The 23666-nt window shown below is 64.9% G+C and carries 28 protein-coding genes and 1 pseudogene; 19 read left to right on the forward strand and 10 right to left on the reverse strand.

Annotation, left to right across the window (positions count from 1 at the left end):
- Positions 1–440 precede the first annotated feature (440 nt).
- The 5 genes from QE373_RS13895 to QE373_RS13915 form a co-directional block, all read right to left on the reverse strand.
- On the reverse strand, positions 441–659 hold the full coding sequence (locus QE373_RS13895; protein WP_309687560.1) for a hypothetical protein: 219 nt from the start codon (positions 657–659) through the stop codon (positions 441–443).
- Positions 660–784: 125 nt separating this feature from the next.
- Complete coding sequence (locus tag QE373_RS13900) at positions 785–1516, reverse strand: class I SAM-dependent methyltransferase (protein ID WP_309687562.1); 732 nt, start codon at positions 1514–1516, stop codon at positions 785–787.
- A 104-nt stretch (positions 1517–1620) separates the two neighbouring features.
- Positions 1621–2502, reverse strand: coding sequence for a LysR substrate-binding domain-containing protein (locus QE373_RS13905; protein WP_309687565.1), 882 nt, complete (start codon positions 2500–2502; stop codon positions 1621–1623).
- A gap of 25 nt (positions 2503–2527) precedes the next feature.
- Positions 2528–3427: an SDR family oxidoreductase gene (locus tag QE373_RS13910; protein ID WP_309687569.1), complete on the reverse strand. Its 900-nt coding sequence runs from the start codon at positions 3425–3427 to the stop codon at positions 2528–2530.
- A gap of 92 nt (positions 3428–3519) precedes the next feature.
- On the reverse strand, positions 3520–4644 hold the full coding sequence (locus QE373_RS13915) for a Fic family protein (RefSeq protein ID WP_309687570.1): 1125 nt from the start codon (positions 4642–4644) through the stop codon (positions 3520–3522).
- A gap of 159 nt (positions 4645–4803) precedes the next feature.
- On the opposite strand from QE373_RS13915, the gene QE373_RS13920 reads away from it, so the two are divergent.
- The 4 genes from QE373_RS13920 (at position 4804) to QE373_RS13935 (ending at position 6533) form a co-directional block, all read left to right on the forward strand.
- Positions 4804–5262 (forward strand): isoprenylcysteine carboxylmethyltransferase family protein, encoded by a 459-nt coding sequence (locus tag QE373_RS13920; protein ID WP_309687572.1) that lies wholly within the window; start codon positions 4804–4806, stop codon positions 5260–5262.
- A gap of 61 nt (positions 5263–5323) precedes the next feature.
- Complete coding sequence (locus tag QE373_RS13925; protein WP_309687575.1) at positions 5324–5701, forward strand: glyoxalase; 378 nt, start codon at positions 5324–5326, stop codon at positions 5699–5701.
- 46 nt (positions 5702–5747) lie between these two features.
- The gene (locus QE373_RS13930; protein ID WP_309687577.1) at positions 5748–6080 is read left to right on the forward strand and encodes a hypothetical protein; all 333 of its coding nucleotides are present in this window, start codon (positions 5748–5750) and stop codon (positions 6078–6080) included.
- A 69-nt stretch (positions 6081–6149) separates the two neighbouring features.
- Complete coding sequence (locus tag QE373_RS13935; protein ID WP_057506926.1) at positions 6150–6533, forward strand: YbjQ family protein; 384 nt, start codon at positions 6150–6152, stop codon at positions 6531–6533.
- A gap of 37 nt (positions 6534–6570) precedes the next feature.
- Here QE373_RS13935 and QE373_RS13940 read toward each other — a convergent pair whose 3' ends face one another.
- On the reverse strand, positions 6571–7950 hold the full coding sequence (locus QE373_RS13940) for an alpha/beta fold hydrolase (protein WP_309687580.1): 1380 nt from the start codon (positions 7948–7950) through the stop codon (positions 6571–6573).
- Positions 7951–8078: 128 nt separating this feature from the next.
- Between QE373_RS13940 and QE373_RS13945 the strand changes: the two genes are divergently transcribed.
- On the forward strand, positions 8079–8519 hold the full coding sequence (locus QE373_RS13945) for a hypothetical protein (protein ID WP_309687583.1): 441 nt from the start codon (positions 8079–8081) through the stop codon (positions 8517–8519).
- On the opposite strand, the gene QE373_RS13950 is transcribed toward QE373_RS13945, so the two are convergent.
- Entirely contained in the window at positions 8512–9402 is an 891-nt protein-coding gene (locus QE373_RS13950) for an alpha/beta hydrolase (RefSeq protein ID WP_309687586.1), read from the reverse strand. The genes QE373_RS13945 and QE373_RS13950 overlap by 8 nt on opposite strands.
- Positions 9403–9540: 138 nt before the next feature.
- Positions 9541–10506: a LysR family transcriptional regulator gene (locus tag QE373_RS13955; protein WP_309687588.1), complete on the reverse strand. Its 966-nt coding sequence runs from the start codon at positions 10504–10506 to the stop codon at positions 9541–9543.
- Between the two features lie 98 nt (positions 10507–10604).
- On the opposite strand from QE373_RS13955, the gene QE373_RS13960 reads away from it, so the two are divergent.
- From QE373_RS13960 to QE373_RS14020, 13 genes and pseudogenes are all read left to right on the forward strand, one after another.
- The gene (locus tag QE373_RS13960; RefSeq protein ID WP_057506929.1) at positions 10605–10934 is read left to right on the forward strand and encodes a nuclear transport factor 2 family protein; all 330 of its coding nucleotides are present in this window, start codon (positions 10605–10607) and stop codon (positions 10932–10934) included.
- Positions 10931–11713, forward strand: coding sequence for an SDR family oxidoreductase (locus QE373_RS13965; protein ID WP_309687591.1), 783 nt, complete (start codon positions 10931–10933; stop codon positions 11711–11713). Before QE373_RS13960 ends, QE373_RS13965 begins: the two co-directional genes overlap by 4 nt.
- Before the next feature lie 93 nt (positions 11714–11806).
- Positions 11807–12751 carry a hypothetical protein gene (locus QE373_RS13970; RefSeq protein ID WP_309687593.1) on the forward strand — a complete coding sequence of 315 codons (945 nt, stop codon included), beginning with the start codon at positions 11807–11809 and terminating at the stop codon, positions 12749–12751.
- Positions 12752–12804: 53 nt separating this feature from the next.
- Entirely contained in the window at positions 12805–14466 is a 1662-nt protein-coding gene (locus tag QE373_RS13975) for a hypothetical protein (RefSeq protein WP_309687596.1), read from the forward strand.
- A gap of 214 nt (positions 14467–14680) precedes the next feature.
- Positions 14681–15493, forward strand: a complete 813-nt coding sequence (locus QE373_RS13980; protein ID WP_309687599.1) for a trypsin-like serine protease — start codon at positions 14681–14683, stop codon at positions 15491–15493.
- 64 nt (positions 15494–15557) lie between these two features.
- Positions 15558–16079, forward strand: a pseudogene (locus QE373_RS13985) (DUF5694 domain-containing protein); the annotation flags it as partial.
- A 596-nt stretch (positions 16080–16675) separates the two neighbouring features.
- Positions 16676–16903, forward strand: a complete 228-nt coding sequence (locus QE373_RS13990) for a hypothetical protein (RefSeq protein WP_309687601.1) — start codon at positions 16676–16678, stop codon at positions 16901–16903.
- A gap of 3 nt (positions 16904–16906) precedes the next feature.
- Positions 16907–17566 (forward strand): hypothetical protein, encoded by a 660-nt coding sequence (locus QE373_RS13995; protein WP_309687604.1) that lies wholly within the window; start codon positions 16907–16909, stop codon positions 17564–17566.
- 24 nt (positions 17567–17590) lie between these two features.
- Complete coding sequence (locus tag QE373_RS14000; protein WP_309687607.1) at positions 17591–17944, forward strand: hypothetical protein; 354 nt, start codon at positions 17591–17593, stop codon at positions 17942–17944.
- Between the two features lie 66 nt (positions 17945–18010).
- Positions 18011–18769 carry a hypothetical protein gene (locus QE373_RS14005; RefSeq protein WP_309687610.1) on the forward strand — a complete coding sequence of 253 codons (759 nt, stop codon included), beginning with the start codon at positions 18011–18013 and terminating at the stop codon, positions 18767–18769.
- A gap of 406 nt (positions 18770–19175) precedes the next feature.
- Complete coding sequence (locus QE373_RS14010; protein WP_057506937.1) at positions 19176–19592, forward strand: hypothetical protein; 417 nt, start codon at positions 19176–19178, stop codon at positions 19590–19592.
- A complete protein-coding gene (locus QE373_RS14015; RefSeq protein ID WP_309687614.1) occupies positions 19589–19897 on the forward strand; it encodes a hypothetical protein in 309 nt (102 codons plus the stop codon). The genes QE373_RS14010 and QE373_RS14015 overlap by 4 nt, the downstream gene beginning before the upstream one ends.
- 63 nt (positions 19898–19960) lie before the next feature.
- Positions 19961–21283, forward strand: coding sequence for an SLC13 family permease (locus tag QE373_RS14020; protein WP_309689829.1), 1323 nt, complete (start codon positions 19961–19963; stop codon positions 21281–21283).
- Positions 21284–21320: 37 nt separating this feature from the next.
- On the opposite strand, the gene QE373_RS14025 is transcribed toward QE373_RS14020, so the two are convergent.
- Positions 21321–21737, reverse strand: coding sequence for a BLUF domain-containing protein (locus QE373_RS14025; protein ID WP_309687617.1), 417 nt, complete (start codon positions 21735–21737; stop codon positions 21321–21323).
- A gap of 141 nt (positions 21738–21878) precedes the next feature.
- Between QE373_RS14025 and QE373_RS14030 the strand changes: the two genes are divergently transcribed.
- Positions 21879–22283 (forward strand): hypothetical protein, encoded by a 405-nt coding sequence (locus QE373_RS14030; protein ID WP_309687620.1) that lies wholly within the window; start codon positions 21879–21881, stop codon positions 22281–22283.
- Between the two features lie 80 nt (positions 22284–22363).
- Here QE373_RS14030 and QE373_RS14035 read toward each other — a convergent pair whose 3' ends face one another.
- A complete protein-coding gene (locus QE373_RS14035; RefSeq protein WP_309683344.1) occupies positions 22364–23584 on the reverse strand; it encodes an ISL3 family transposase in 1221 nt (406 codons plus the stop codon).
- Positions 23585–23666 lie beyond the last annotated feature (82 nt).

Here is a 23666-nt window from a genome sequence, read left to right on the forward strand (position 1 = left end):
CGCGTTCGCCGAGCATGGCGCGGCGGCTTTCCGTTCCGGCACCGCGATACCTGACGCACGCCGCGCTGCGCGCTCGCCGAGCATGGCTCGGCGCTACCACCCCGCGCTGGCCCGCCCTGGTAGCGCCGAGCCGTGCTCGGCGGCTTTCCGTTCCGGCACCGCGATGCCTGACACATCCCACGCGGCGCGCTCGCCGAGCATGGCTCGGCGCTACCACCCCGCTGACCTGCCCTGGTAGCGCCGAGCCGTGCTCGGCGGCTTTCCGTTCCGGCACCGCGATGCCTGACACACCCCGCGCTGCGCGCTCGCCGAGCATGGCTCGGCGCTACCACCCCGCTGACCTGCCCTGGTAGCGCCGAGCCGTGCTCGGCGGCTTTCCGTTCCGGCACCGCGATGCCTGACGCAGGCCGCGCTGCGTGCTCGCCGCGCATGGCGCGGCGCTACGGCCTGGTGCAGGAGAACCACGCCGCCAATCCGTTGCTCAGCAGATCGTCCCAGTATCCCGCTGGCTGCGCCAGCCGATCCTGCTCCAACAGGCAGGGAGCCTGCCACACCAGTTCGGTGAAGCCTGCCTCTGCGAACGCACGTTCATAGTGCTCACGTGCCCAGCGGAACACGGTGATCCGCGCCGGTGGAGCGCCCGGGAACTCGATCTCCATCTTCGCGCCCTCCTTCCATGGCACATCGTCCAGCACCCGCACGCCGTGCATTCATGAGGGAAACCCTGCTGTGTAGCGTGATTTCCACGCTACGCAACGTCGGCTACCCATCCCGGCTTTCTGCTTCAGCGTTCGCACACCAGGTTCACCGACATGCAGTTGTGCACGTAGCTCTCCCAGTACCCTTCAGCGCGCGCATTGATGTCGGCCTGTTCCAGTACGGGCGCATGCCACTCCACTGCGCTGAAGCCTGCCGCACGGACCGCCTGTTCGTAGTGCGCCCGTTCCCAGCGATAGTTGATGATCAACGCAGGCGGTGATCCGGGGAACTCCAGGCGGAGCCGCGCGCCATGCTGCCACGGTTGTTCTTCCAGGACCTTTACCCCATAGGCCGCATAGTTGCCCAGCGCCAGGCGATAATCCGGATTCAAGGTCTGCACCACCAGCCGGCCGCCGCGCTTTACATGCGGTACCACCGCGGCGAACATCCTTCCCAGTTCGTCCAGCGAAGCGGCGTAGTTGAACAGATACGCTGCCAGCACGAGGTCGTACTCGCCAGCGAACGGCATCTGCATGACATCGTGCTGCTGGAACGTCATTTCGTCGCCGCGATACGCCGACAGGGCACGTGCGAAATCGATCATGCCCTGCGACTGGTCCACGCCATGGGCACTGCGCGCACCGTGGCGAAGAAACTCACGACCGTAGTAGCCCGATCCACAGGCCAGGTCCAGCACGCTCCTGTCTTTCACCGTGCCCGCCAGCCGCAGCATCGTGCGCACTTCGATGGGCCGGGTCGGCGAGGCGCTGGCGTACGCCATGTACTGGTCGACGATACTGTCATAACTCGCGCTCATCAGATCTTCCTTGGATTCAAAGAAACGTGATCTGAGACGCTATCGACTGGAATCGCGCAGTTGAAGAGGCAAACGCGACGCGTCGCATCGCTGCGTGCACCTCATCACGTGCAGCCGGCGCTCCCCATGAACGCATGCACGGCCGGATTATCCACATCGGTGCGCACGCAGAAGCTCAGGCTGAAATGCGCATCATCCGACTGCACGGGCCGGTAGCAGACTTCCGTATCGCGGAACCCGGCCATGCTGGCCGGCACGATGGCGATACCGGTCTCCACCGCCACCAATGACAGCACCGCATGCATGCCGTGTGCTTCCTGCACCACCTTGGGCATGAATCCGGCGGCCACGCATTGGCGCATCACGTGCGAATGAAAGCCTTCGCCTTCGGCAGCAGGCCAGGCGATGAACTCCTCGCCCGCAAGGTCCTGCATCCGCACCGATGGATGGGCAGCCAATGGATGCACGCGCGGCAACGCAATGACCAGCGCATCGGTACCGAACGCCTGCAACGCCAGCTCGGGCGCGGACGGGATCGGTGGGATGAGCACGCCCACGTCCACTTCGCCCTTGCCCAGCATGTCCTGTTGCTGGCGCGAGGTCGCTTCGCGCAGCTCCAGCAGCACCTGCGGATGGCTGCGCCGGAAGGCACGGATCAACTGTGGCAGGCGCCCGTACAGTGCGCTGCCCACGTAGGCCACGCGTACCCGCCCACTACGCCCGGCCGCGGCCTCGCGCGTGGCATCCAGTGCGTGTGCCGCCTGCTGCAGGGTACGCCGTGCTTCCACCAGCAGCACCTGGCCGGCGGCGGTCAGCCCCACGGTGCGATGGCCACGGATCACCAGCAGCGTGCCAACCTGCTCTTCCAGCCGGCGGATCGCCGCGGTCAGCGGCGGCTGTGACATGTGCAGTCGCGCGGCGGCACGGTGGAAATGCTGTTCTTCGGCAACGGCGACGAACTGGCGCAGCAAACGTAGGTCGATCATGGCAGCTGCGATGGACAGGAGCTGCTCAGGGTAGCAGTGCCCGCTGCCTGCTCCGCGGTTCGATGGCCGGCAGCGCGATCTCCGGCCATGCCGCATCGAAGGCATCCACGCTGTCGGCGGCCACGCCCTGCAGGTCGCGCGGGTAGGTCACGCCGGCAGGCTCCTGCGCGCGGGTGGCGTGGAACTGGCCGTTGCTCGCGCGCAGTACCCAGCCGCCCTGCACGCAGCGCGACGAGGCCAGCCAGGCCACACCGGGCGCTACCGCATCGGGATGCAGCTCGTCGGGTTCGCCGTATACGCCCCACATGCGCGTCTTGGCGACCGGCGATACCGCGTTGACGATGATGTTGTCAGCCTCTCCCTCCGCCGCCAGCACGTTCATCAGGCCCACCGCCGCGCTCTTGGCCATCGCGTAGCTGGCCAGCCCGTGCTGCACGTACTGCGGATAAAGCGCACGGTCGGACGTGGTCAGTACGATGCGCCCGCCGCCCGCCGCACGCATCGCCGGCCACGCCGCCTGGGCCAGCCATAACGGCGCCTTGGCGGCGATATCCAGCATGCGCTCCAGCTGCAGCTCGCCGATGTCTTCGACGGGCTGGTAATGCACCCAGCCGGCGTTGTGGATGATGAAGTCCAGCCGCCCGTGCTGGCCCAGCACTTCATCCACCAGCGCGTGGCACTGTGCCCGCGTATCGATGGAAAGCCCGCGGCTGGTGACATCCAGTCCTTCTATGCGCAGCCGTGCGGCGGCACGGGCTACCCGGTCCGGGTCGCGCCCTTCGCCATCGCGGTCGGCGCCGACGTCCTGCATCACCACTTTGGCGCCCAGGCGTGCCAGCAGGCGCGTATAGGCCAGGCCCAGGCCACCTGCCGCGCCGGTGATCAGGCCTACCTGTCCGTTGAAACTGAGGGGGGTATCGGTCATCCACACAGCGTGGACTGGCAGGGGCAGCGGCGGCCAATACCGTTCACAGACAGGAGTGATCCGTTGCGGGTATCAACGCAGGCGCCAACAGGTCAGTGCTGCACCACGTAGCGTGTGCTGCGCCCTCCGCCTGGCAACCTCATCAGGCAGCCTTTCTCCACCAGATCCGCAAGATGGCGCGTCGCTGTAGCCTTTGAAACCTTGGCCACCGCCGCATACTGGCTTGCGCTGATACCGGCCTCGAAGCCCTTCTCGCCACCGTCGAGCAAGCGGTTGATTACTTTGGCCTGCTCACTGGAAAGGTCATCCTTACGATGCGATTGCCAGAACCGCGCCTTCATCAGCACCCGTTCAATGCGCTGCTGTGCCTGCTGAAGACTGTCCAGCAAGGTGCGCAGGAACCACTGCAACCACATCGTGATATCCAGCCCGTCCTTCTGGCTGGCCTCCAGTACACGGTAGTAGCCCTGCCGATCGGCCAGGATGCTGGCGGACATCGCGTGGAAACGGATGGCCTGTGGTTGAGCCTGCGCCAGTGCCAGATCGGTGAGCGCGCGGGTGATACGTCCATTGCCATCATCGAACGGATGCAGGGTAACGAACCAGAAATGCGCGATGCCTGCCCGTAGCAAGGGGTCCAGCGCGGCGTTTTTCTCTGATGCTTTGAACCATGCAAGGAACGCGTCGAGCTGCACTTCGAGCCCATCACGCGGCGGTGCCTGGAAATGCACCACCGGTCGATCGATGCGGCCGGAAACCACCTGCATCGGCTCATCGCCGCGCAGTGCCCCGACCTGGATGCGCAACGGCAACAGGCTCTCGTCGTGGGCGGCGAACAACCACCGATGCCAGCGCAGCAGGCGCTCCATGTCCAGCGCCGCGTCCGGGTGCCGCGTGGCATCAAGCATCAGTTCGGCCATGCCTTCGCTGCGACGCGACGCGCGCCCCATCACCTCATCGACCAAGCCGAGGCGACGGGCCAGCGACGAGCGCACCGAGCCTACGTCCAGACGTTCTCCTTCAATCGCAGAAGAGGTAATGACATTGGACAGCAGCGTGTCCAGGGCATCGGTGGTCTGCGCGTCGTGGCTGATGGCCCCTGCCATGCCCAGGAGCTGGCCCTGCGCACGGTGACACTGACGCAGCAGCGGTTGCAGGTCAGCATCCCGCCAGCTGAACATGGGCCAGTTCGATTTCTGCCAGATCCATTGCGGCATGGGGCTCTCCCGGGCATCGTGAGCCGATTAGGCACTCTATTCGGCTCATCTTGTGAGCCGAATATACGACTTATTCGGCTCACGTACCAGTAAACGGTCCGATAAGCTCGCTTGGCGCCCGGATACCATGCTTCAGTGTTCAATGGAGATCGGCCAAGGATGAGACAGCTCGAAGCACGCGTTCCGCCGCCCATCGTGATGCTTGGCCTGATGGCCGCCGCGTTCGGCATCGCCGCTGCCACACCCGCACTCACCGCCGCCCCGCCATTCAAGGCGGCCCTGTCGATGGCGGCGGGCCTTTCCGGCCTCGCGCTCAACCTGGCTCCCAAGATCGCCTTCCGACGCGCCAGAACCACGGTCAACCCGTTGCGTCCCAGCGCGACCACGCACCTGGTCACGTCCGGAATTTATCGCTATACGCGAAACCCCATGTATCTGGGCCACGCACTGATCCTGCTGGGATGGGTGTTGTACCTGGGCAACGCCATGGCCTACGCCGTGGTTCCCGTCTTCATCGCGCTTGTATCCCGCTTCCAGATAGCACCGGAAGAGCGGGCACTGGGCGTGCTTTTTCCAGAATACGCTGACTACCGTCGACGAGTGCGCCGCTGGCTGTGAGACCTGCTGAAACTCAACATGAGCGTCGCCCACGAACCGCCAAGCAGAAGAGAGAACCCACATGATCGACCTTCAGGCCACCGACCTCCGGACGTTCCTCCCCTCCCAGGATTTCGCCCTCTCGCAAGCCTTCTATGCAGCGCTGGGCTGCGAGCGCGAGTGGTCGGACGACAATCTGGCCCTGTTCAAGCTGGGCCCTTCGCGGTTCTACCTGCAGCGCGGCTACGCGAAGGAATGGGCGGAAAACACCATGCTGCATGTTTCCGTACAGGATGCCGCCGCCTGCTTCAGCGCCATCCGCGCGCTGCTGGACACCGGCAAGTACCCTGGCGCGCGCGTGGCACCGCCACGGGCTGAGCCCTATGGTGCGCGGGTAACCTACGTGTGGGACCCCGCGGGCGTGCTGCTGCACCTGGCGCAATGGGATGCCAAGGACTGAGCGCGGCATGGTTTCCTGACGTGGTCTTGCCCGTATAGTCAGCCGCATGGACGAAAGAGCCGCGCAACTGGATGAGCTGATCAGGGAACTGGGTACGCTCTGCGATCTGCTGGCGCGCGACAGCGAGTGCGAATGGCGGCGCCACTTCGTTTCCTGCCTGCACCAGGCCGAGGCGCTGGCGGACAACCCGTTTGACCAGCAATCGCTCAACCTGCTCTCCGGCTCGGTCATGTCGGTGTTCGGCGGCATGGGCAGCTTCAACGACTACGTGCCCTTCAAGCATGGCCGCCTGATTGCCGGCATGGAAGCGCTGGACGAAGCGTCCGGGCGGGTCTATGAGGCCGCCCTTGCGCTGCGGGTGATCGCAGTGCGCGACTGACACCAACCTGTTGCCGCGCCTGCCGCGCGATCAACCTTCACCCTTCACTCCCAAACCTCCGAGACACCCATGGCTGATCCTTACAACACGGCTCGTCGTCCTGCTGGCGAAGCGCGTCTGGACGATTCGATGATCACAACCGCACTCGAGCTGCCCGGCTTCCGCGTGGTGCAGAACATGGGCGTGGTGCGCGGCATCACCGTGCGCTCGCGGTCGATCGTCGGCAACTTCCTGGGCGGCATCCAGACCCTGTTCGGCGGCAACATCACCATCTACACCCAGCTGTGCGAGCAGGCACGCGAAGAAACCTACCGGGACATGATGAAGCATGCACGGATGCTGGGCGCCAACGCGATCATCGCCATGCGCTACGACGCCACCGACATCATGACCGGGCTGACCGAGGTGCTGTGCTATGGCACGGCGGTGATCGTCGAACCTGCACGCAGCTGACGCGTCGGCAGGCGGTTGATCGCCTGCCGATGAGTGCTCAGGGGGAGGCCGGCTCCGCGCAGCGCGCTGCAGCCTCCCTGCCATCCACGAACGCCTGCACCGCGGTGACAAAACACGAAGGCGCCACCAGCGGCAACAGGTGCGCACCCCGCTCCACCGTGTGGAACTGCAGCGGGCCGGCCTTGGCCAGGGTGGCGGCGTGTTCGAGCGCGCCGGCGTAGGCAGTGTTCGGGTCCAGCGTGCCATGCACCACCAGTGTCCTGGGCAGGGTCTTCGGGCTCTGGCCGAACCACGCATCCTTCGGATAGTCCGGCACCGGACTGCCTACCAGCAGGCCGGGAATCGGGCTGACGAACAGGGCATCCTTCTGTTCAGCCTCCACCGTGTCCTTGGTCAGCCCCGGCCGGGCATTGTTCTCCGATGCAGAAATCAGCATCACCAGCGGCAGTGCGGGCTGGTTGTTGCCGCCCTGCCCCAGCCGAACCAGCGCCGCCTTCCAGTCGGTCACAGTGGTGTCCAGTGAGCGCGCATCGCCGTTGGACAGGTCCTGCACGATCTGCGGCATCCGATCGCGCAATGTCGGGAAGCTCAGCAGCGCGGCAAAGAAGCGACGCAGATCGCCTCCAGGTACCTGCGTGCGCCACGGCGCATCTGCCGGCGCGGCCAGCACGCGGCGGTACGTCGCCACGCCCGCCCCCCCGAGCGCCTGGCGCCCGACCTCATCGACCAGCGCGGTGCGGCGGCTCAGGTCCCACTGCTCGGTGCGCTCCGGCGGCACCAGACCATCCAGCACCAGACCATCAAGCGGCAGCGAGGTGACCTGCAGCGCGCGCAGGGCCAGCTGGGTGCCGTAGGAAACGCCATACAGCAGCACCTGGCCGTCGGCAGGCCGCTGGGACATCAACAGGCCGAGGTCCTGCGCGGCCTCGGTCGTGGAGAACGCTGCCGTGCGCGGCACGTTGGCATACATCGCGCCGATGCAGGGGCCCCACTCGCTGCCAGCCAATCCAGTGCCGTCCGCGCTGTCCGGCGCTTCCTGCTGCGGGCAGATGCGGGCCGAACGCCCGGTGCCGCGGTGATCGGGAATCACCAGGTCAAAGCCGGGAAACGCACGCTGGTAGGTCGCGATCGTCGGGTACAACGATGCCCCGGCCTCGCCTGGTCCACCGGACAGCAACCACACTTCGCCGCGCCGTTTGACTGAAGCAGGTGCCGGAAAGCGGCGCACGAACAGCGGGATGGTCTCCCCTTCCGGGGCGGCGTGGTGCAGCGGCACCGGCACCGTCATGCACAGTGAACCGTGCAGCTGCGCAGAGGTTTCGGCATCCTCACAAGGCCTTGGAACAGCGGGGGCCGCGGCATGCGCCAGCGTCGGCAGCGAAAACAGCAGGGCAACGCACAGCGCGGAGCGAAACATGACGACCACCTTCCCTGGAGTGAAGCGCGACAATGCCTGCTTGCCGGTATCCAGGCGCATGCCGGAAGTAACCTCTGGACGCGCCCAGCTGCTGCATTGAACATGACCCATCCCAAATGGAGCTCGGCATGGATCCGGCAACGTCCTTCCAGTTCGAGGTGCGATACCGCCCGGGCGAGTATCTTGCCCTGCTGCGCGCGCACATCTACACGACGGCCATGCCGGCGGAGCGCCGCTGGTGGAACCGGCTTTTCGTGAACCTGATGCTGGGCACCTTCGTCCTCGGGCTGTTCGCCTGGAAGTCGTTCCGGGTCGGCCGCTGCCGTTTTGAAATGGACGCGCACGGTTTCATCCGCCACAGCCGGGGTAGGCCGCAGGCGGTTTCCTGGACAACGGTGAAAAAGCTGCACTGGTACCAGCACGCGATGCTGATGGAACTCAGCGAATCGGGAGTACCGATCCCGTATCGCGTGCTGGAGCCGGGCCAACGTGAGCGGATCGCCGCCTGGGTAGCTGACTGCAGGCCGGAATCCCAGGCATTAGGAATTCGCGCGGCAGAGGTCAGGTAACCAGGTGCGCCTCGATCCACTGCTGGAAGTCGCGCATCACCTGCTCGCGTCCGATATCGTTGAGCAGGTCATGCGCGTGCTCCGGGTAAAGCCGCAGGGTCTTGTCGACGGAGCCTGCGGTGTCATGGAACAGCTGGCTGCCACCGGGCACGGTAACCTTGTCGGCGGTGCCATGGGCGATCAGGACCGGCAGGCGCAGCGTCGGGAAGCCACGCCGCAGCCGGTCGCTGCCAGCCAGCATCTGCGCCACGGTGAGCGCGGTCTGCTTCTCCCCCGCGATAAGCGGGTCGGCATCGAGCGCGGCGACCGCATCGGGCATGCGCGAAAACTCCTTGTTCGGCAGCGTCAGCACGCGCAGCTTCGGGAACGGTCCGCTGAGCCAGCGCACCAGCGCGAGCACCGGCGCAGGTGCGGGGACCTGCAGGGCGAAGCTTTCGCAGATCAGTCCGGCCAGCGCGTCCTGGTGTTCCAATGCGTATGCGCTTGCAATCACCCCGCCGGCACTGTGGCCGAGCAGGAACACCGGGACGGCTGGCTCGCGTGAGCGCGCCACGTCCATCAACGAATGCACGTCGGCCAGGTAATCGTCGAAATGCTGCACATGGAAGCGCAGCCCGCTGGACTTGCCACGTCCACGCAGGTCGACGGCGTACACCGCCAACCCGATCGCGGTGAACTGCGCGGCGGCCCACTGGTAGTGGCCGCTGTGCGAGTTGAATCCCGGCACGATCACCAGCACGGCGCGTACCGGGCCAGTCGGCCGCCAGCTGCGGATGAACAACTCGCCCTCGCCACCGGCGATGAGCTCTTCAGTACGCAATGGGCCAGGCAGGCGCGCATTGATCGGTGGCGCATGTGCTGCAGCAGGAAGGACAGTGTCCATGGCGGATCCTCGGTGAAGGGGGGAGGAAGCGAAGTCACAGACACCCGCGGCCGCCTCTTCGGGCATCCGCCACGTTGCGTCACTGATGACCCCACACAGGGGTCTACGCATATCCCGACCAACACCGGCCACGGCCGGTCAGCGCTTCGTGCCAGCCCGCTTCGCGCCAGCCCCAGCGACCTGTGGCTGATTGTCCCGTTCCTGTCCCAGGTCACGATCGAGCAGACAATCGATGAATGCACGCAGCGCCGGCAGCAGGTAACGGCGACTGGAGTAGTACAGGAACAGGCCCGGTACGGTGGGCGACCAGTCGGCGAGCACGCGCTTCAACCGTCCATCCTGCAGTGCCTCGGCAATTCCGTCGTCGTTGTAGGCGTACAGGATCCCCAGGCCCTGCAATGCGGCCGGCACCACGATGTCCTGGTGGTTGGACAGCACCTTGCCCTCGGGAACGAACTCCACGCTTTTCCCTTTCCTGCGGAACTCCCAACTGGCGATCTTGCCACTGCCCGGGAAGCGCCAGCCGATGCACGCATGCTGCTGTAGATCGGCCGGCACCTTGGGTTCGCCATGCCGCGCCAGGTACTCGGGGGCTGCCACCGCCAGCAGCTCCACGTCCGGTGTCAGCCGCACCGCGATCATGTCCTTCTGCAGCCGCCCACCCACCCGGATGCCGGCATCGAAGCCCTCGCCGGCGATATCGCGCAGGCCATCGTCGATCACGATGTCGAGCACCACATCCGGATGGGCCTGCGCAAAGCGGCCCAGCCGCGGGGCGATGAGCTTGCCGGCCGCCATGCCGAGCGTGTTGATCCGCAGCGTACCGGCTGTGCGTGCGGTGCTGCCTACCGCCTGCGCGACCGCGTCGTCCATCTCGCGCAGCATCGGCGCGATCCGCTCATGCAGCCGGCGTCCCGGCTCGGTGGGCGAAACACTGCGCGTGGTGCGGTTCAACAGGCGCACTCCCAGCCGCGCCTCCAGCTGCCGCACGATCTGGCTCAGCGCAGAGCGCGACAGGCCGAGATGGTCGGCGGCACGGGCGAAGCTGGCACGGTCGACCACCGCCGCGAATGCTTTCAGTTCTGCGAATTCGGAGCCGCGCATTGTGCCCTGATTCCTACATAGCCTGATCAGATAGTAGGCGATTCTGTTGACGGCAGGAACGGGCCATCCTGAGCCCGTACCTCAACCGGAGCCTGCCCATGAATGACCTGCACCTGCCCGAGCCGATCAGCGCCTACTTCACCGCCGATGCGCACGGTGGCCCTGCCGTCGCCCGCTGCTTCAACCCAGATGGACGCGTGCTGGACGAAGGCCAGACCCACACCGGCCTTGCCGCCATCGAAGCGTGGAAAGCGCACACCGCCGACCGCTATCGCTACACCGCCACCCCCATCAACGTAGAAAAGGACGAGCGCACCTATATCGTCACCAGCCACGTGGTCGGCGACTTCCCCGGCAGCCCGGTGGACCTGCGGTACGCCTTCACCCTGGAACGCGGCAAGATCGCCACGCTGGAGATCTCGGCATGAACTTCGACCTTCAACTGGCCGGCAAGCGCGTACTGGTCAGCGGCGGTACGCGCGGCGTCGGCGCGGCCGTGGTGGACGTACTCCGGCAGGCCGGCGCCCGCGTGGTCGCCGCCTCGCGCTCATTGCCGGTACAGCCCAGCGACGGTGTGCACTACCTTGCCGCCAACGTGGCGACCGCCGCAGGCGCGAGTGCGCTGGCGGTGGACGCGGTCCACCATCTGGGTGGCCTCGACATCCTGGTCAACGTGGTCGGCGGATCGTCCGCGCCTGCCGGTGGCTTCGCTGCGCTGGACGATGCCGAATGGAGCAAGGAGCTGGAGCTCAACCTGATGTCGGCCGTGCGGCTGGACCGCGCACTGCTTCCGGGCATGCTGGCGCAGCAGTCCGGCGTGATCATCCATGTCACCTCCATCCAGCGCACCCTGCCGCTGCCGGAAGCCACGATGGCCTATGCCGCCGCCAAGGCGGCGTTGTCCACCTACAGCAAGGCATTGTCCAAAGAGGTGACCCCGAAGGGCGTACGCGTGGTGCGGGTAGCGCCGGGCTGGATCGAAACCGAAGCCTCCGTCGCCCTGGTCGAACGGGTTTCCGCGCAGGCCGGGACAGACTACGCAGGTGGGCAGAAGCTGATCATGGACCAGCTCGGCGGCATTCCGCTGGGGCGGCCGGCCATGCCCCATGAAGTGGCCGACCTGATCGCGTTGCTGGCCTCCCCACGCGCGGCCTCGATATCCGGCAGCGAGTACGTCATCGACGGCGGCACCATCCCCACGGCGTGAGCCGCGCACGCCGTGGCCGATACGCGCAACCAGAACGGCTATGCTTGATCCTGCATGACACCCGCTTTCCACACCCAGGCAGGACGCAGCACCATGAAGGTAAAGAAAGCTTCCGTGCTGTGTTCAGCCGCGCTGGCGATGTCTGCTGCGTTGCTTACCGTTGGGTGTGGGGGAACGACGCGGAAGACGATCCTCTCCTCCGATAGCCTGAAGGTCGTGGCGATAACGCAGACGACCCTGGATATCAACGTCAGCAAGTACAAGCATTACACGACGTACGCGCTGTATCTGGAGGGCGACAAACTGTCGGACGCGGCATTCGCAGGCCTGCTGCAGGATGCCGACGCGACCGGCGAACAGATCGTCCATACCGACGCCATCGTGGTCGCCGACGACGCCGTCCTGCTGGCATCGCGCACCCGCGATGGGTCGGCTTGCTGGGCAACGCACCTGTCTGCTCAGGACGGCAAGGCGCGGCTGGAAAAGATCATCACCAGCACGACCGATTGCTCCCCACGACCCGCTTCGCCGGGCTGGAGTGCACTGTACGATGAGGCCAGCAACCTGGTCCTGGTGCGGACGCAGCCCTTCGCGGTGCATGCGATCACCGGCTACTGGCAAGTGCTCTGGATCGAGGGCGACGTGGTGGCCCTGTACGAGGACGAGCGCGAGAAGGAACGACTCGTCATCAAGCTGGTGCGGATATCTGCGGACGACACGCTTGCCGAACAGTACCTGCCGATGAACACCTATGCAGAGCCTGATCTGCGTCATGCCGCGCCGGAAGCTCGCAGGCAATGGCTGTTCGACAACTTCTCCGTCAGCCTCGGCACGCCCGCCTCGATCCAGCTGCGTCCTGACAACACGCTGAAAACCCTCACCCCGGAGGTCTGGGCGGAGTACCAGGAAATGGACCGTCAGGACAAAGAAGCCGATGCACGCGCGAGAGCAGAGGGCCAGGCCCGCCTGGAGGCGCTGTACCGGGAAGTGAGGGAAGCGGAGGCGACCAACAACCACCCCGCGAGCCGGATCAAGTAGACGGCGGCATTGCTACACTTCCCCGCTTTCGATGGCTCTGGAGAGCAGGGCAAATGGATTTTCCCCGATGGCTGTACGCCCTCACCGTAGCGGTGATGGCGATGATCACCGGCGCCGCATCCGCCGCCACTGCGGGCTCCAACCCTGCTGCCCCCTCTGTGTACTACGTGCGCCAAACCGTCAGCAGCGGCCCGGACGCAGGCGACGAGCAGACGCTGTCGGGTTACTACGAAGCGACATTGCAGCCTGCTTCGCGCGCAGGAACCCAGCTTCTGCTGGCGCCCATCTGGTCGCACCAGGTGGACGCGGCGGGCCACGCCAACTACCTGATTGACCTGGACCCGAACGAAGCGATTGAGGCGGCGCAACTGGCCGTGCTTGGCCACGGCTTCAGCGCTGCGGTAACGCGATCTGGTGACACCGGCGCACTGCGTGCAACGAACCAGGGCGCATGGACTGCACTGTCCAGGGCATCACCCGAAGCGGCCAACGCGCTGCTCTACCTGCACCAGGCGCCGGGACTGCGGCCGGTGCAACTGCCCGCCTCGGTGGCGGTGGGGGATGTTGTTGCGGGAACGCTGCGCATCGAACCCCGTGGCAGCGTCGAGACGAAGCTTCAGGTGATCGAGGTCACCCCGGACGCGGTGCTGATGGAGATGTCTGTTGCAGGCCCCGGCGCACAGGGCGACGGCCGGCTGGTGGTAGCACGTGGCGACGGCATGCCGATCGAGCTGCGGATGGAAGTGCGGTACGCGGCCAGCAAGGGCCAACCCGCAGCCGTCCGCCGCGTGCACCTGGCCGACACCGCCTACGACTCGATGCTGCAGATGAGCGACGATGTCGACAGCTACGTCAGCTATGCCGAGCAGGTGAGCCAGACGCTGCAGCGCGCGCCCTTCAGCGCCGTTGCGCCTGATCCTTCCGCCTACACGCATCGCGCGGCGGTACTGGGTGAGCTGGAAGACTACATGGTGGGCGCGGCCTCGCTGCCTACGCTGATGCCCTACATGGGCGCGTTCTGGTTTCCCGCAGAGAGCGGCACAGGACGCTGGCTGGCGATCGGTGCACGTTCCAGCGTGGAACGCGCCTCATCGGCCGGGCAAGGACAGCACGAACGCATCCTGATGTCCCGCCTGCACCGCGTGGCGATGTTGGATGCGGATGGGGCGGAGATCGCCGGGCTGCCGACGAAACGGGTCACGCCGACGCTGTTCTTCCCGGAAAAATACGCGGCCACGCAGAACGAGGTCAGCTTCCCCTTCCATCTGCCACTGGGCGCGCCGCGCGACGTGTTGGGCCGGATCGAAGCCGTGCGCATGTCCGTCGACGCCGAAGTCTATGCGTTCGAAACGACTGAAATCCTGCAGCCCGGTGAGCGTTCGGCACTCAACCCGGACATTACGTTGCTGCGCCCCGCTGCGCACAGGGCGACGCTGCTGCAGGGCAGGCAGTCGTGGAGGGCGAAGACCGGCCTGTACAGCGTGGTCGTCCCGCTGGACGAAGACGGAACCGTACTGCCCTCCGAGCAGATGACCATTGCCCCGCTGAAGCCGGCGCAACCAACGCGGCTGGCGCAGATGCCACTGGCCTGGGAGAACGGCAGGCTGCCGATGCGGACCGAGATCGCCACCGCCCGGCCCATCGCCGCGCTGCAGGTTCGCCACTATCGCTGGAGTTCGGTGCCCACGACATGGACCTTCCCGATGCGTGAGTGACGCCATCCGGTGCGCCCACGCGCGCGGGCAATGTATGCGGCGCCCCTTTTCCAGCCCGGCAATTCGCAGCTTCGTCGCCGTGACCGCGGCTTTGTCGCATGATCGTTACCTCTCCGCACCGGATCCGCTAGCGTGTCCTGATGGCCCGCCACCGCGCGCTATCGCCGCACAGCGGCTTGCTCTGGACCGAATGCTGACAGGGACGTAGATACCCATGAAACGCTGGCTCTTCCTGGCTGTGATCAGCCTCCCCTTCACCGCCGCGGCGGTTGTCATCCGCGGTGATGTGGACAATGCCCAGTACCGCATCGACGGTTCGGCATTTCCCGCATTGGCCGACATGCCCGGCGAAGGCCATGGCGCCCTGATCGCCCCGCGCTGGGTGGTTACCGCAGCACACGCAGCGCCGATGGAGGGAATGGACGCAGCGGTGATGATCGACGGCCAGCCCTATGCAGTGGAGCGCGTGTTCCTGCATCCCGGCTACCGGCGCATGCCGGATGCCCTCGGGCAGGAAGCACTGGCGACGGGAAGCCCGTCCCGCATCCATGCCTTCCTGGCGGCCTCCGACGATATCGCGCTGGTCAAGCTCGCCTCGCCCGCAGCAGGCGTGCGGCCCATGCGCATCTACCGGGGCAACGAGGAAGTCACCCGCATCGCCACGTTCATCGGCAAGGGTGCCAGCGGCAACGGCGACCGCGGCCAGAACCCGCACGACGCGCACCGGACCCTCCTGCGCCGCGCGGAGAATGCCATCGCCGGAGCCAACACGCGCTACCTCTGGTACCGCTTTGATGCCCCGCCCCACGCGCTGCCGCATGAAGGCGTGCTGGGCAGTGGAGACAGCGGCGGGCCACTGATGATCCAGGATGAGAACGGCTGGCAGCTCATCGGGCTGGGCTCTTGGATCACCGCAGTGCCAGAGCACGCATTGGAGGCGGGATTCTATGGTCAGGTCGTCCACAACGTGCGCATTTCGCGCTATGCCGACTGGATCGACAGCGTGATGCGGCGTGAGGGTGACTGAGTTACCGCCGATGCAGCGGCCGGCGAAAAGGTTGCAGTGACCAACGGGGCTTACGAAGACCCCGCGCGTGCACCACCGCGACGAGTCCCTGCTGGTGGCGGCCACGCTCGCCGCGCGGCTCGGCCTGGAGCGGGTATGGGCGGTGGATGACCACACCGCTGATTCGGCTACGCCCGAAGCCTCGAAGAAGGCCGCCGGCGAGGCGCTCATGAAGGCGTGGGACAACCCGCACACCAAGGCCCGCGCCGAGGCGGACGAGGCGCTGCACGCCAACCTCGGCAAACCCGATGGCCTGCTGGCGATCTACCGCGCATACAACGCACCGGAAGCGGCGATGCAGGCCTTCCACAGCGACTTCGGCGCCGCCCTTGTGGAGCCCTCGCCGCAGGCGTTCGGCCGCGATTATGTGGGCTACTGGGAAACCCGCAATCTGCGCATGGTCGCCAACATCCGCGACGTACTCGGGCACACGCCCGGCACGCGCATGCTGGCCATCGTCGGCGCATCGCACAAACCTTACTACGAGGCCTACCTGCAGCTGATGCACGACGTGCAGCTGGTGGATGCCGGGGAGGTGCTGCACTGAGGTGACACACTGTCGCGTCCTGCTACATAACGCCGTGCGTCGCGGACGGGCAAGGGCGCCCTTTCCGCATCGGCCGCCAGCGCGGACCGTTCGACCTGCGCATGCAGCTCGCCCAAGACCTCCAGCGTGTCCCTCACCCGGCAGAGGCTGATTACGCCGGCGCGGTACGCGCGTGCTGGAGAGCCGTAGAAATATCTGGGAAAACTCCTACACAACAACGCGTTAGCTGGAGCTTCTACCGGAATCGGCAGTCATCTATCTTGCCATGGAACCGAAAAATGCACATTTTTCCCACTGGTGTACGATGCCTCATACAACTCCAATCGATCCGGCTGCGATGAAGCCTACCGACACCCCGCCACCCCGTGTCCTGAAGTCAGGGAGCTTCGCCTCCGCCGCGGACACCGGAAAAAAAAGCAAAGCCAGCCTTGCGGCGAAAGACCGCCGACCCGTGCCACGCACCACCGACGCACAGCTTTCAGCCCTGCCCTCGATGACGGCAACCCAGCTCAAGCGGGGCGGCTGGCCGGGCGTGATGGTGCAGGTCAACAAGACCACGGCGGTGGCGGTGACCAACCATCATCGAACCGAAGGCCGTGATCCTCACTGCGGAACATTACGCAACGCTGGTCCAGCAAGCCGCAGGGACGAGCAACCGCAGCAGCGGCGCCGAAACCACGACCGTGCCCAAGGAGATTGCCCTGGCGCGGCTTCAACGCGCTTTCGATCAGCGCCTGGCCAAGCTCAAAGATGGGAAGTCGCTCGCCGCTGCTACGCGCAAGCGTGCGCGGCGCGGCAAGGTGACCCTCGGCACGCCGTTCTGAACGATGTCCACGATCCTCGTCCTGGCAGGGGTGAACGGGGCCGGCAAGAGCTCGCTGCTGGGGAGCATCGCCACCGCAGAAGGCTTGGTCTGGTTCGACCCGGATGCATTCACACGCGAACTTGAAGCGACGGGATGTCCTCACGACCAAGCCAATTCGAAGGCCTGGGAGGAAGGCAAAAACCGGCTTGCGCGCGCCATTGCCAATAGCGAGGACCATGCCCTTGAGACCACGTTGGGTGGCAGGACCATTTCCGCCTTGCTGCGCGAAGCAACGAAAACCCACGACGTCATCGTGTGGTTCTGCGGTCTATCCAGCGTCGATCTGCATATTCAGCGCGTCGCCCAGCGCATTGCGCAAGGCGGACATGCCGTCGCAGAGCACAGAATCAGGGAGCGCCATGACACCTCGCGTGAGAACCTGATCATGCTGATGGACGCGCTGCATACGGTGCATGTCTACGACAACACCAGCTCCGCACAGGACGGGGTCACCGAGCCGCAGCTTGTGCTCGAACTCGAACGTGGTGCCATTCTGTATCCGTCCAACCTCGACGAACTGGGCATGACGCCAGAGTGGGCGGCGCCAATCGTCGAACGTGCGTTGCAGCTCCACCCGCCGGCATGGCTCGAACCGGATGTCACGCGCCCACCGTCAATCTGAAAAGGACGCCCCGTGACCCACCACATGAGCCACGAAGAGTATGTCATCGACGTCCGGCGCCAGGCCGTGGCGCTGTGCTCCGGCATCCTGGACGGAACGATCAATGTGATTGCAGGCTGCCATTCGCTACATAGCCTGCGCTGGGAAGTCGACGTTGAGCAACACGATGAAGACTTCTTTCTATTCGCCATGATTTCATCGGAAATCGAAACTCTGCCCACTGGTGCCGAAGGCGATCAATGGGCCGCCGCTGCGCTGGCCGAAAGGGAGCCGGAAATCCAGAAAGCCATCGAATGGGCCCTGCCGCAAGCCGTTGTGGCGTGCAGATCGGTGGTGCAACGCTTCGGCCCGGATGGCTCCGGAAGCGGCAGCGCTTGATCAGTTACTAACCCGCCCTCGGCTACCTTTCGGGGACGCCTGAACTCCATACGCAAGGACGCCGTTATGCCCAGCTCGCGCTCATTCCGCCCTGCCCTGCTCGCCAGCATGCTTCTGGCACCGCTGGCGGCGCTCGCCCAGCCGGCGCAGACCTCTGCCGCCGCACGGCAATACCAGGCCATGCAGACGCTCAAGACGATGGCCGCTTCTACCAAGAGGCCTGCAATAGGCGAAATCGCGTCCCTGGTACGCAGCGCCAACAATCCAGATGTGCTGGTTGGCATGGCGGCCATGACGCCCAGGCAAGCACTGCGGATCTGTGGCTTCGCCGAACACGCCGTGCTGGTCTCCTCTGACATGATAGCTGACGGCGCCAACCGGACCGTGCTGCAGCGGATGGCGCCGGCGTGGAATGACGCAAAAGTGTTCGCGTTGGAGTGCACCGCCAGGTACGTATCGCTGCTCGGAACCAGCATGGCAAGACAGCCAGATGCACAGCGGACCGATGACTATCTGCCGCCCCTGCGCATCCATGCCGAGCTGCTGCTTCGCGACTATGCACGTGTGAGCGTCATCGTAGCCTCGCCCGGCACACCGCTGATGCAGCGCCAGTCCATCCTGCGCGAGGCATTGCCGGCGGCCAACATGGCCGTTCGCTCGCTATCGCTGCATTCACGCGCGCAACATCAGAAAAATGTGCAGCAGCAGGTCAATCAAGTAGCGAATGCAGATAAATCGCTCGTTACACCCCTGCTTGCTGTATTCAACACGACCGAATGCAACGATGCATGCAAGCTGCTCAATACGCAGCCTGCTACGTTGTGATGGCTTGATCGGCTTCCTTCCGGATCGACACGACACATGAGCGCTTAAGCATGCGTTCGGCGTGGCGCGCCTGGCTGTCTGCGATGACGTAGGCATCCACACGCTGCCGTACTTTTGCAGATCGGCTCATGTACGTGCACCCCTGCGGCTGTTGGTATGTAGCTGCTGGCGACGTAGAAGCGTCAGTCGGGATTGGCATCCTGTTGGGTAGAAACGAAATTGGCTCTGTTTTGCCCTCTGGGCACGGCGGAGAATGCACTGCATCGCGTGCCGGTTCCACGGTGGGCGATGTGAGGGGATCCCTGATCCGCCGGCTATTTTCGTATCTACCCCGGTATGCCAACCCGCATCGCCCGCCACCTCGCGCGTCTGCGCAGGTGGCCACAAGCCTTGGGAAGGATGACCGATGGAATCGCAGAATCCGCTTAGTGCCAAACGCCTGCACGCCTTGATCGGCGACAAGATCCACGAGTTCCCGCCGTACTTCATAGAGCGACTGGAAAAGAAGCTGGAAGAGTTCGAAGCTTCCCGCGAAAGTTCGTCCGGCGTCGTGCATCTGCACCTGGTACCGGACGTGTCCAACGACGCGCCAATGCTGGGCAAGGACAGCTACGCCGACCTCAAGCGCCACAGCAAGGTAGCCGTTCCCATCGCAACGCTGCAGGGCATCGGGGCGATCCTTGAAATCCTGCATTCGGTGCAGGTCGGCAGGCAGGATGGCGGCACGCAGGCCGTGCTGAGCGATCACCTGGTGGAGGGTCTTATCACCTCCGGCCGCGCACTGGTGAAGTCATCCATCGAATCCATGTGGAGTGCGACATGAGCGATATCAAATTCAAGATTCCCCCGATCAACAGCGCCGCCGCACGCGCCGCCGAGCGCGCGGACTATCTGGACGTGCGGATGCGGATGGAGGGCTGCGACGAATCCAGCATCGCACGTGCCCTGCTGCTGATAGCAGAACTGGACGGCATGTCGCGCATCGCCCAGGCCTGCGGCCTGAGCGTGGAAACCCTGCGCCGCCAGTTGAACGGCACCCGCCCGCTGTATCTGGAAACCGTGCTGGGCGTGATGCGCGCAATGAACCTGCAGCTCCGGGTGGAAGATCGCGAGCCGTTGCAGAGCTGACCTCATTCGGCCGCGTCTGCCCGGCGTCGATGGCAAAATGGCGAGGCGTGCGTTTGGCACGCACTGCCTCGCCCAGGACGCACGACCATCGACACGGACCTCCTCATCGCCGCCACGCTGGTGGTGGCCACCATCGCGCTGTGGGCCACGGCGCGCCTGCCCGAATACCTGACGGCGCTGCTGTTTTTCGCCGCTGCGACCGTATTCACCTCGGTGCCGCCGGCGACCATCTTTTCCGGCTTCGCTTCCGCTGCGTTCTGGCTGGTATTGAGTGGTTTCGTGCTGGGCGCCGCGATCAAGAAAACCGGGCTGGCCGACCGCTTGGCCGCGGCGCTGCAACCGCATCTGGCAGGGTCGTGGACGCGCATGGTGGGCGGTACCGTGGCGGTCAGCTACGCGGCCGCGTTCGTCATGCCATCCAACATGGGGCGCATCGCCCTGCTGATGCCAATGGTGCTGGCCATCGCGGAAAAATCCGGCATCCGCGCAGGCTCGCGTGGCTGGTTCGGCCTGGCGTTGGCGGTGGGCTTTGGCACCTTCCAGCTTTCAGCCAGCATCCTGCCCGCCAACGTGCCGAACCTGGTGATGGCAGGCGCCATCGAAGCCACGTACGGGCTGCACCTGCATTACCTGCCCTACCTGATTACCTTTACCCCCGTGCTGGGGCTGCTGAAAGGCGTGTTGGTAGTGGCGCTGGTATGCCTGTTGTTTCCCGCCCGGCCGACGCCGTTCAAAGCGGAAGCGCATGCCGTACCGTGGACGGGTAACGAGCGGCGGCTGGCGATCATCCTGCTGTGCACGCTGGCGATGTGGATGACCGACGCCCTGCACGGCATCTCGCCGGCGTGGGTGGGACTGGTGGCCGCGTGCGCCTGCCTGCTGCCGCGCGTCGGCTTCCTGACCAGCGATGAGTTTGGACAGGCCAGCAATTTCCGCACCTGCATGTATGTTGCGGGCCTGCTGGGGCTGAGCGCGTTCGTTGCCGCAACCGGGCTGGGCAGCCGGCTGGGCGAATGGATCATCCCGCTGCTGCCGCTGGACCCGGCGCAGCCGTTTGTCAGTTATCTGTCGGTATTCGGGCTGGGCGAACTGCTCAATGCACTGACCACCGCCAATGGCGTACCGGCGGTATTTACCCCGCTGGCGCAGGAGATTGCCGATGCCTCCGGCATGCCGTTGAACACGGTGCTGATGTTCCAGGTATTGAGCTATTCCACGCCGCTGCTGCCATACCAGGCATCGCCGATCGTGGTGGCGATGATGATGGGCAAGGTGCCATTGCGGCAGGGCGTGAAGCTGTCGCTGTGGCTTGCAGTCGCCACGTTGGTGATTGTGGCGCCGCTGCAATATGTTTGGATGGGGATGCTGGGGATGGTCGGGGGATAGGGGTCGCTTCGACTGCACCGTATTCGGCGTCGCCTGATCAGGCGTGGTTGAAACGTCCGTTCACTGCGTCGAGCAGATGGTCCACCGCGCCCGGCCGGCGGTTTCCCTGCACGAAACCGGACCAGTCTGCACGGGCGATTGAGCCCAGCACGATGCTGTCGACGTCGAACTTCTTCAGCGGCCAATGGCGGAACAGACGCTTGCCGGTCACGCCCTTGGCGATCTCGGCGATGCCCGTGTGCAGGCTGGCCTGGCGCACGCGCCCATACGCCTGTGCCACGCTCTCGCCGGGGCCTTCGAGATACTGCAGAAACCGGCCGCCATCGAAGAGCAGCACACCGCTGACATCAGCGGCACGGTTGAACGCTTCGGCATCGAAAACCAGCGCCTGAAGGTCCTGCGGGTCGATGCGCTTGCTGACCCGGCTCGTGTACACCACAGCTTCCAAGGACATGAAACCTCCTTGCGCTTCTGCGCTAACCAAGCAAGCAGAAACCTTAGCAGCTGAATGCGTTCATAGTTTGGACGGAAGCTGAATAGGGGGCACGGGGTGGCGTATGAGCGCAGAATCGGGCTTTAAGACCCGGGGGCGTGAATGAAGACTTCGCGAGAAGCTGCCACTGATAAAAAGCCTGCTGCGGACGCCGGGTCGACTGACCTTTTTGCTGCTCTGCGCGGGTTATTGCTTGCCCATGGAAGTGCGCTTTCTGTCGTGCATGACGACGACGGACATTTCTACGCGAACTGTCGAAAGCTGGATGCCAAGGGCAAGGCTCAGTTCTTCGGAGCGGTGAAGGTATCGGGTCGCAAGCATTCGTTTCACTTCATGCCGGTCTATGACTTTCCCGAACTGCTTGTCGAGGTCAGTCCTGCGCTGAGGAAGCATATGCAGGGGAAGTCGTGCTTCAACTTCACTTCGCTCGATCCGGCCGTGCTGGACGAACTGCAGGGCATTGTCGAACAGGGAGCGTCTCGCTACGAAGCTGTCAGTAAGCTTTGACATCGCCTTGCATATGCTGACTTTTTCGGCGCGCCCCACCCTTGCTGTCAGCGCGGTAACCGCCGATTAAAAAAGGTTCTTCACCCAACTCCGGGGAAGGCCGCCCGGATCTTCAGGAAGAAATACGCGTCGTCTCGGTATCCGTAGGCGACGCGCTTGATGACCTTGATCTTGTTATTGATGCCTTCCACCAGGTTCGTCCCGAGCGGCCATCGGCAGTGGGCCAGGATGCCCGGGAGATATGGTTGCAGACGGCGGACAAAGATGCGCAGCGGCTCCAGCCCGCTTCGCAGGGCGCGATGCTTCCATGACCGCCAGGCCTTCTCCGCCCAGCTCTGGCTTCGGTAGCGCCACAGCTGCTTCAGGTCGTCTTTGAGCAGATACGTGGTCAGCAGGGCTTTGTTGGCGGCCAGCAGCTCCTCGAGTTGGACGCGCTGCTCGGCTGGGACGTTTTGCCTATTGCGCAGCAGGAGCCAGCGCGAGGTCTTCACCACCCGTCGCGCGGGCTTGTCGGTGCGTAGGCGATTGGCCTCGTCAACCCGCACCCGATCAATGACTTCGCGCCCGTACTTGGCCACGACATGGAAGAGGTCGTAGACCACCTCGGCGTTGGGGCATTGGGCTTTCACTTCCAGGTCGAATGCCGAATTCATGTCCATGGCGACCGCTTGGATGCGTTCGCAGCCGTCCCTTCCGAGTAACTCGAAGAAGGGGCGCACGTCAGCGCGACTGCGTCCTCGACCGACCCAAAGCACGCGCTTGCGTGATGGCTCGACCACCACGGTGGCGTAGCGATGGCCCTTCTGGATCGCAAACTCGTCCATCGCGATCACTCTTACGTCCGATAGGTCCACCGGCCCCAGCGTCTGCACCAGATGCCTGAAATCAAGTGCCTTGACCGTCTTCCAGTCCAAGCCATGCCACTTTGCGGTGGCATGGATCGAGGTCGTGGCACACATGCGTGCCACGCTCTGCGCAAGCCGTTGCGTTACCCGGGCATGCCGCTCCAACCAATCCAGATGCTCCAGCTTTGGCCCGCAGCGAGGACAGGCCAGTCGCTGTCGCTGGATCTCCAACTCGACCGGCGCATCGAACACAGGCAGGTCACGAACCCGCCGGAGCGTCTGGTCGTGGACGGCCACGACCCACTTGTCGCATCCGCTGCAGCGTCGGCGGCGGCGTGAATCGGGCACCAGCGAAAGCACCAGCCACGTGGCTGCGCCACGTGCCTCGCGGCGCCACCCATCCAGGCGATACCCCGCCCAGCCTCCCAGCAACGGCATACAATCCAGCTTGGCCACGGCCGGCCTCGGTTTGTTGTCTCGACAACTACAAATCTAGCTGGTCGGCCGTGCGCCTTCTCCCCTCAGATGGGAGAAGAAC

Origin of the sequence: Stenotrophomonas sp. SORGH_AS_0321 (assembly GCF_031453215.1) — a bacterium.
GTDB classification, from domain to species: domain Bacteria; phylum Pseudomonadota; class Gammaproteobacteria; order Xanthomonadales; family Xanthomonadaceae; genus Stenotrophomonas; species Stenotrophomonas chelatiphaga.

What these genes read in the sequence shown, in the direction of transcription:
- QE373_RS14005 (WP_309687610.1), top strand. Translation starts at nt 18,011, where the DNA reads ATGCCCAGCTCGCGCTCATTCCGCCCTGCCCTGCTCGCCAGCATGCTT.
- QE373_RS14000 (WP_309687607.1), top strand. Translation starts at nt 17,591, where the DNA reads ATGAGCCACGAAGAGTATGTCATCGACGTCCGGCGCCAGGCCGTGGCG.
- QE373_RS13900 (WP_309687562.1), bottom strand. Translation starts at nt 1,516, where the DNA reads ATGAGCGCGAGTTATGACAGTATCGTCGACCAGTACATGGCGTACGCC.
- QE373_RS13965 (WP_309687591.1), top strand. Translation starts at nt 10,931, where the DNA reads ATGAACTTCGACCTTCAACTGGCCGGCAAGCGCGTACTGGTCAGCGGC.
- QE373_RS13960 (WP_057506929.1), top strand. Translation starts at nt 10,605, where the DNA reads ATGAATGACCTGCACCTGCCCGAGCCGATCAGCGCCTACTTCACCGCC.
- QE373_RS13915 (WP_309687570.1), bottom strand. Translation starts at nt 4,644, where the DNA reads ATGCCGCAATGGATCTGGCAGAAATCGAACTGGCCCATGTTCAGCTGG.
- QE373_RS14030 (WP_309687620.1), top strand. Translation starts at nt 21,879, where the DNA reads ATGAAGACTTCGCGAGAAGCTGCCACTGATAAAAAGCCTGCTGCGGAC.
- QE373_RS14010 (WP_057506937.1), top strand. Translation starts at nt 19,176, where the DNA reads ATGGAATCGCAGAATCCGCTTAGTGCCAAACGCCTGCACGCCTTGATC.
- QE373_RS14025 (WP_309687617.1), bottom strand. Translation starts at nt 21,737, where the DNA reads ATGTCCTTGGAAGCTGTGGTGTACACGAGCCGGGTCAGCAAGCGCATC.
- QE373_RS13910 (WP_309687569.1), bottom strand. Translation starts at nt 3,427, where the DNA reads ATGACCGATACCCCCCTCAGTTTCAACGGACAGGTAGGCCTGATCACC.
- QE373_RS13970 (WP_309687593.1), top strand. Translation starts at nt 11,807, where the DNA reads ATGAAGGTAAAGAAAGCTTCCGTGCTGTGTTCAGCCGCGCTGGCGATG.
- QE373_RS13930 (WP_309687577.1), top strand. Translation starts at nt 5,748, where the DNA reads ATGGACGAAAGAGCCGCGCAACTGGATGAGCTGATCAGGGAACTGGGT.
- QE373_RS13980 (WP_309687599.1), top strand. Translation starts at nt 14,681, where the DNA reads ATGAAACGCTGGCTCTTCCTGGCTGTGATCAGCCTCCCCTTCACCGCC.
- QE373_RS13955 (WP_309687588.1), bottom strand. Translation starts at nt 10,506, where the DNA reads ATGCGCGGCTCCGAATTCGCAGAACTGAAAGCATTCGCGGCGGTGGTC.
- QE373_RS13945 (WP_309687583.1), top strand. Translation starts at nt 8,079, where the DNA reads ATGGATCCGGCAACGTCCTTCCAGTTCGAGGTGCGATACCGCCCGGGC.
- QE373_RS13905 (WP_309687565.1), bottom strand. Translation starts at nt 2,502, where the DNA reads ATGATCGACCTACGTTTGCTGCGCCAGTTCGTCGCCGTTGCCGAAGAA.
- QE373_RS14015 (WP_309687614.1), top strand. Translation starts at nt 19,589, where the DNA reads ATGAGCGATATCAAATTCAAGATTCCCCCGATCAACAGCGCCGCCGCA.
- QE373_RS13940 (WP_309687580.1), bottom strand. Translation starts at nt 7,950, where the DNA reads ATGTTTCGCTCCGCGCTGTGCGTTGCCCTGCTGTTTTCGCTGCCGACG.
- QE373_RS13895 (WP_309687560.1), bottom strand. Translation starts at nt 659, where the DNA reads ATGGAGATCGAGTTCCCGGGCGCTCCACCGGCGCGGATCACCGTGTTC.
- QE373_RS13920 (WP_309687572.1), top strand. Translation starts at nt 4,804, where the DNA reads ATGAGACAGCTCGAAGCACGCGTTCCGCCGCCCATCGTGATGCTTGGC.
- QE373_RS13995 (WP_309687604.1), top strand. Translation starts at nt 16,907, where the DNA reads ATGTCCACGATCCTCGTCCTGGCAGGGGTGAACGGGGCCGGCAAGAGC.
- QE373_RS13950 (WP_309687586.1), bottom strand. Translation starts at nt 9,402, where the DNA reads ATGGACACTGTCCTTCCTGCTGCAGCACATGCGCCACCGATCAATGCG.
- QE373_RS13925 (WP_309687575.1), top strand. Translation starts at nt 5,324, where the DNA reads ATGATCGACCTTCAGGCCACCGACCTCCGGACGTTCCTCCCCTCCCAG.
- QE373_RS13975 (WP_309687596.1), top strand. Translation starts at nt 12,805, where the DNA reads ATGGATTTTCCCCGATGGCTGTACGCCCTCACCGTAGCGGTGATGGCG.
- QE373_RS13935 (WP_057506926.1), top strand. Translation starts at nt 6,150, where the DNA reads ATGGCTGATCCTTACAACACGGCTCGTCGTCCTGCTGGCGAAGCGCGT.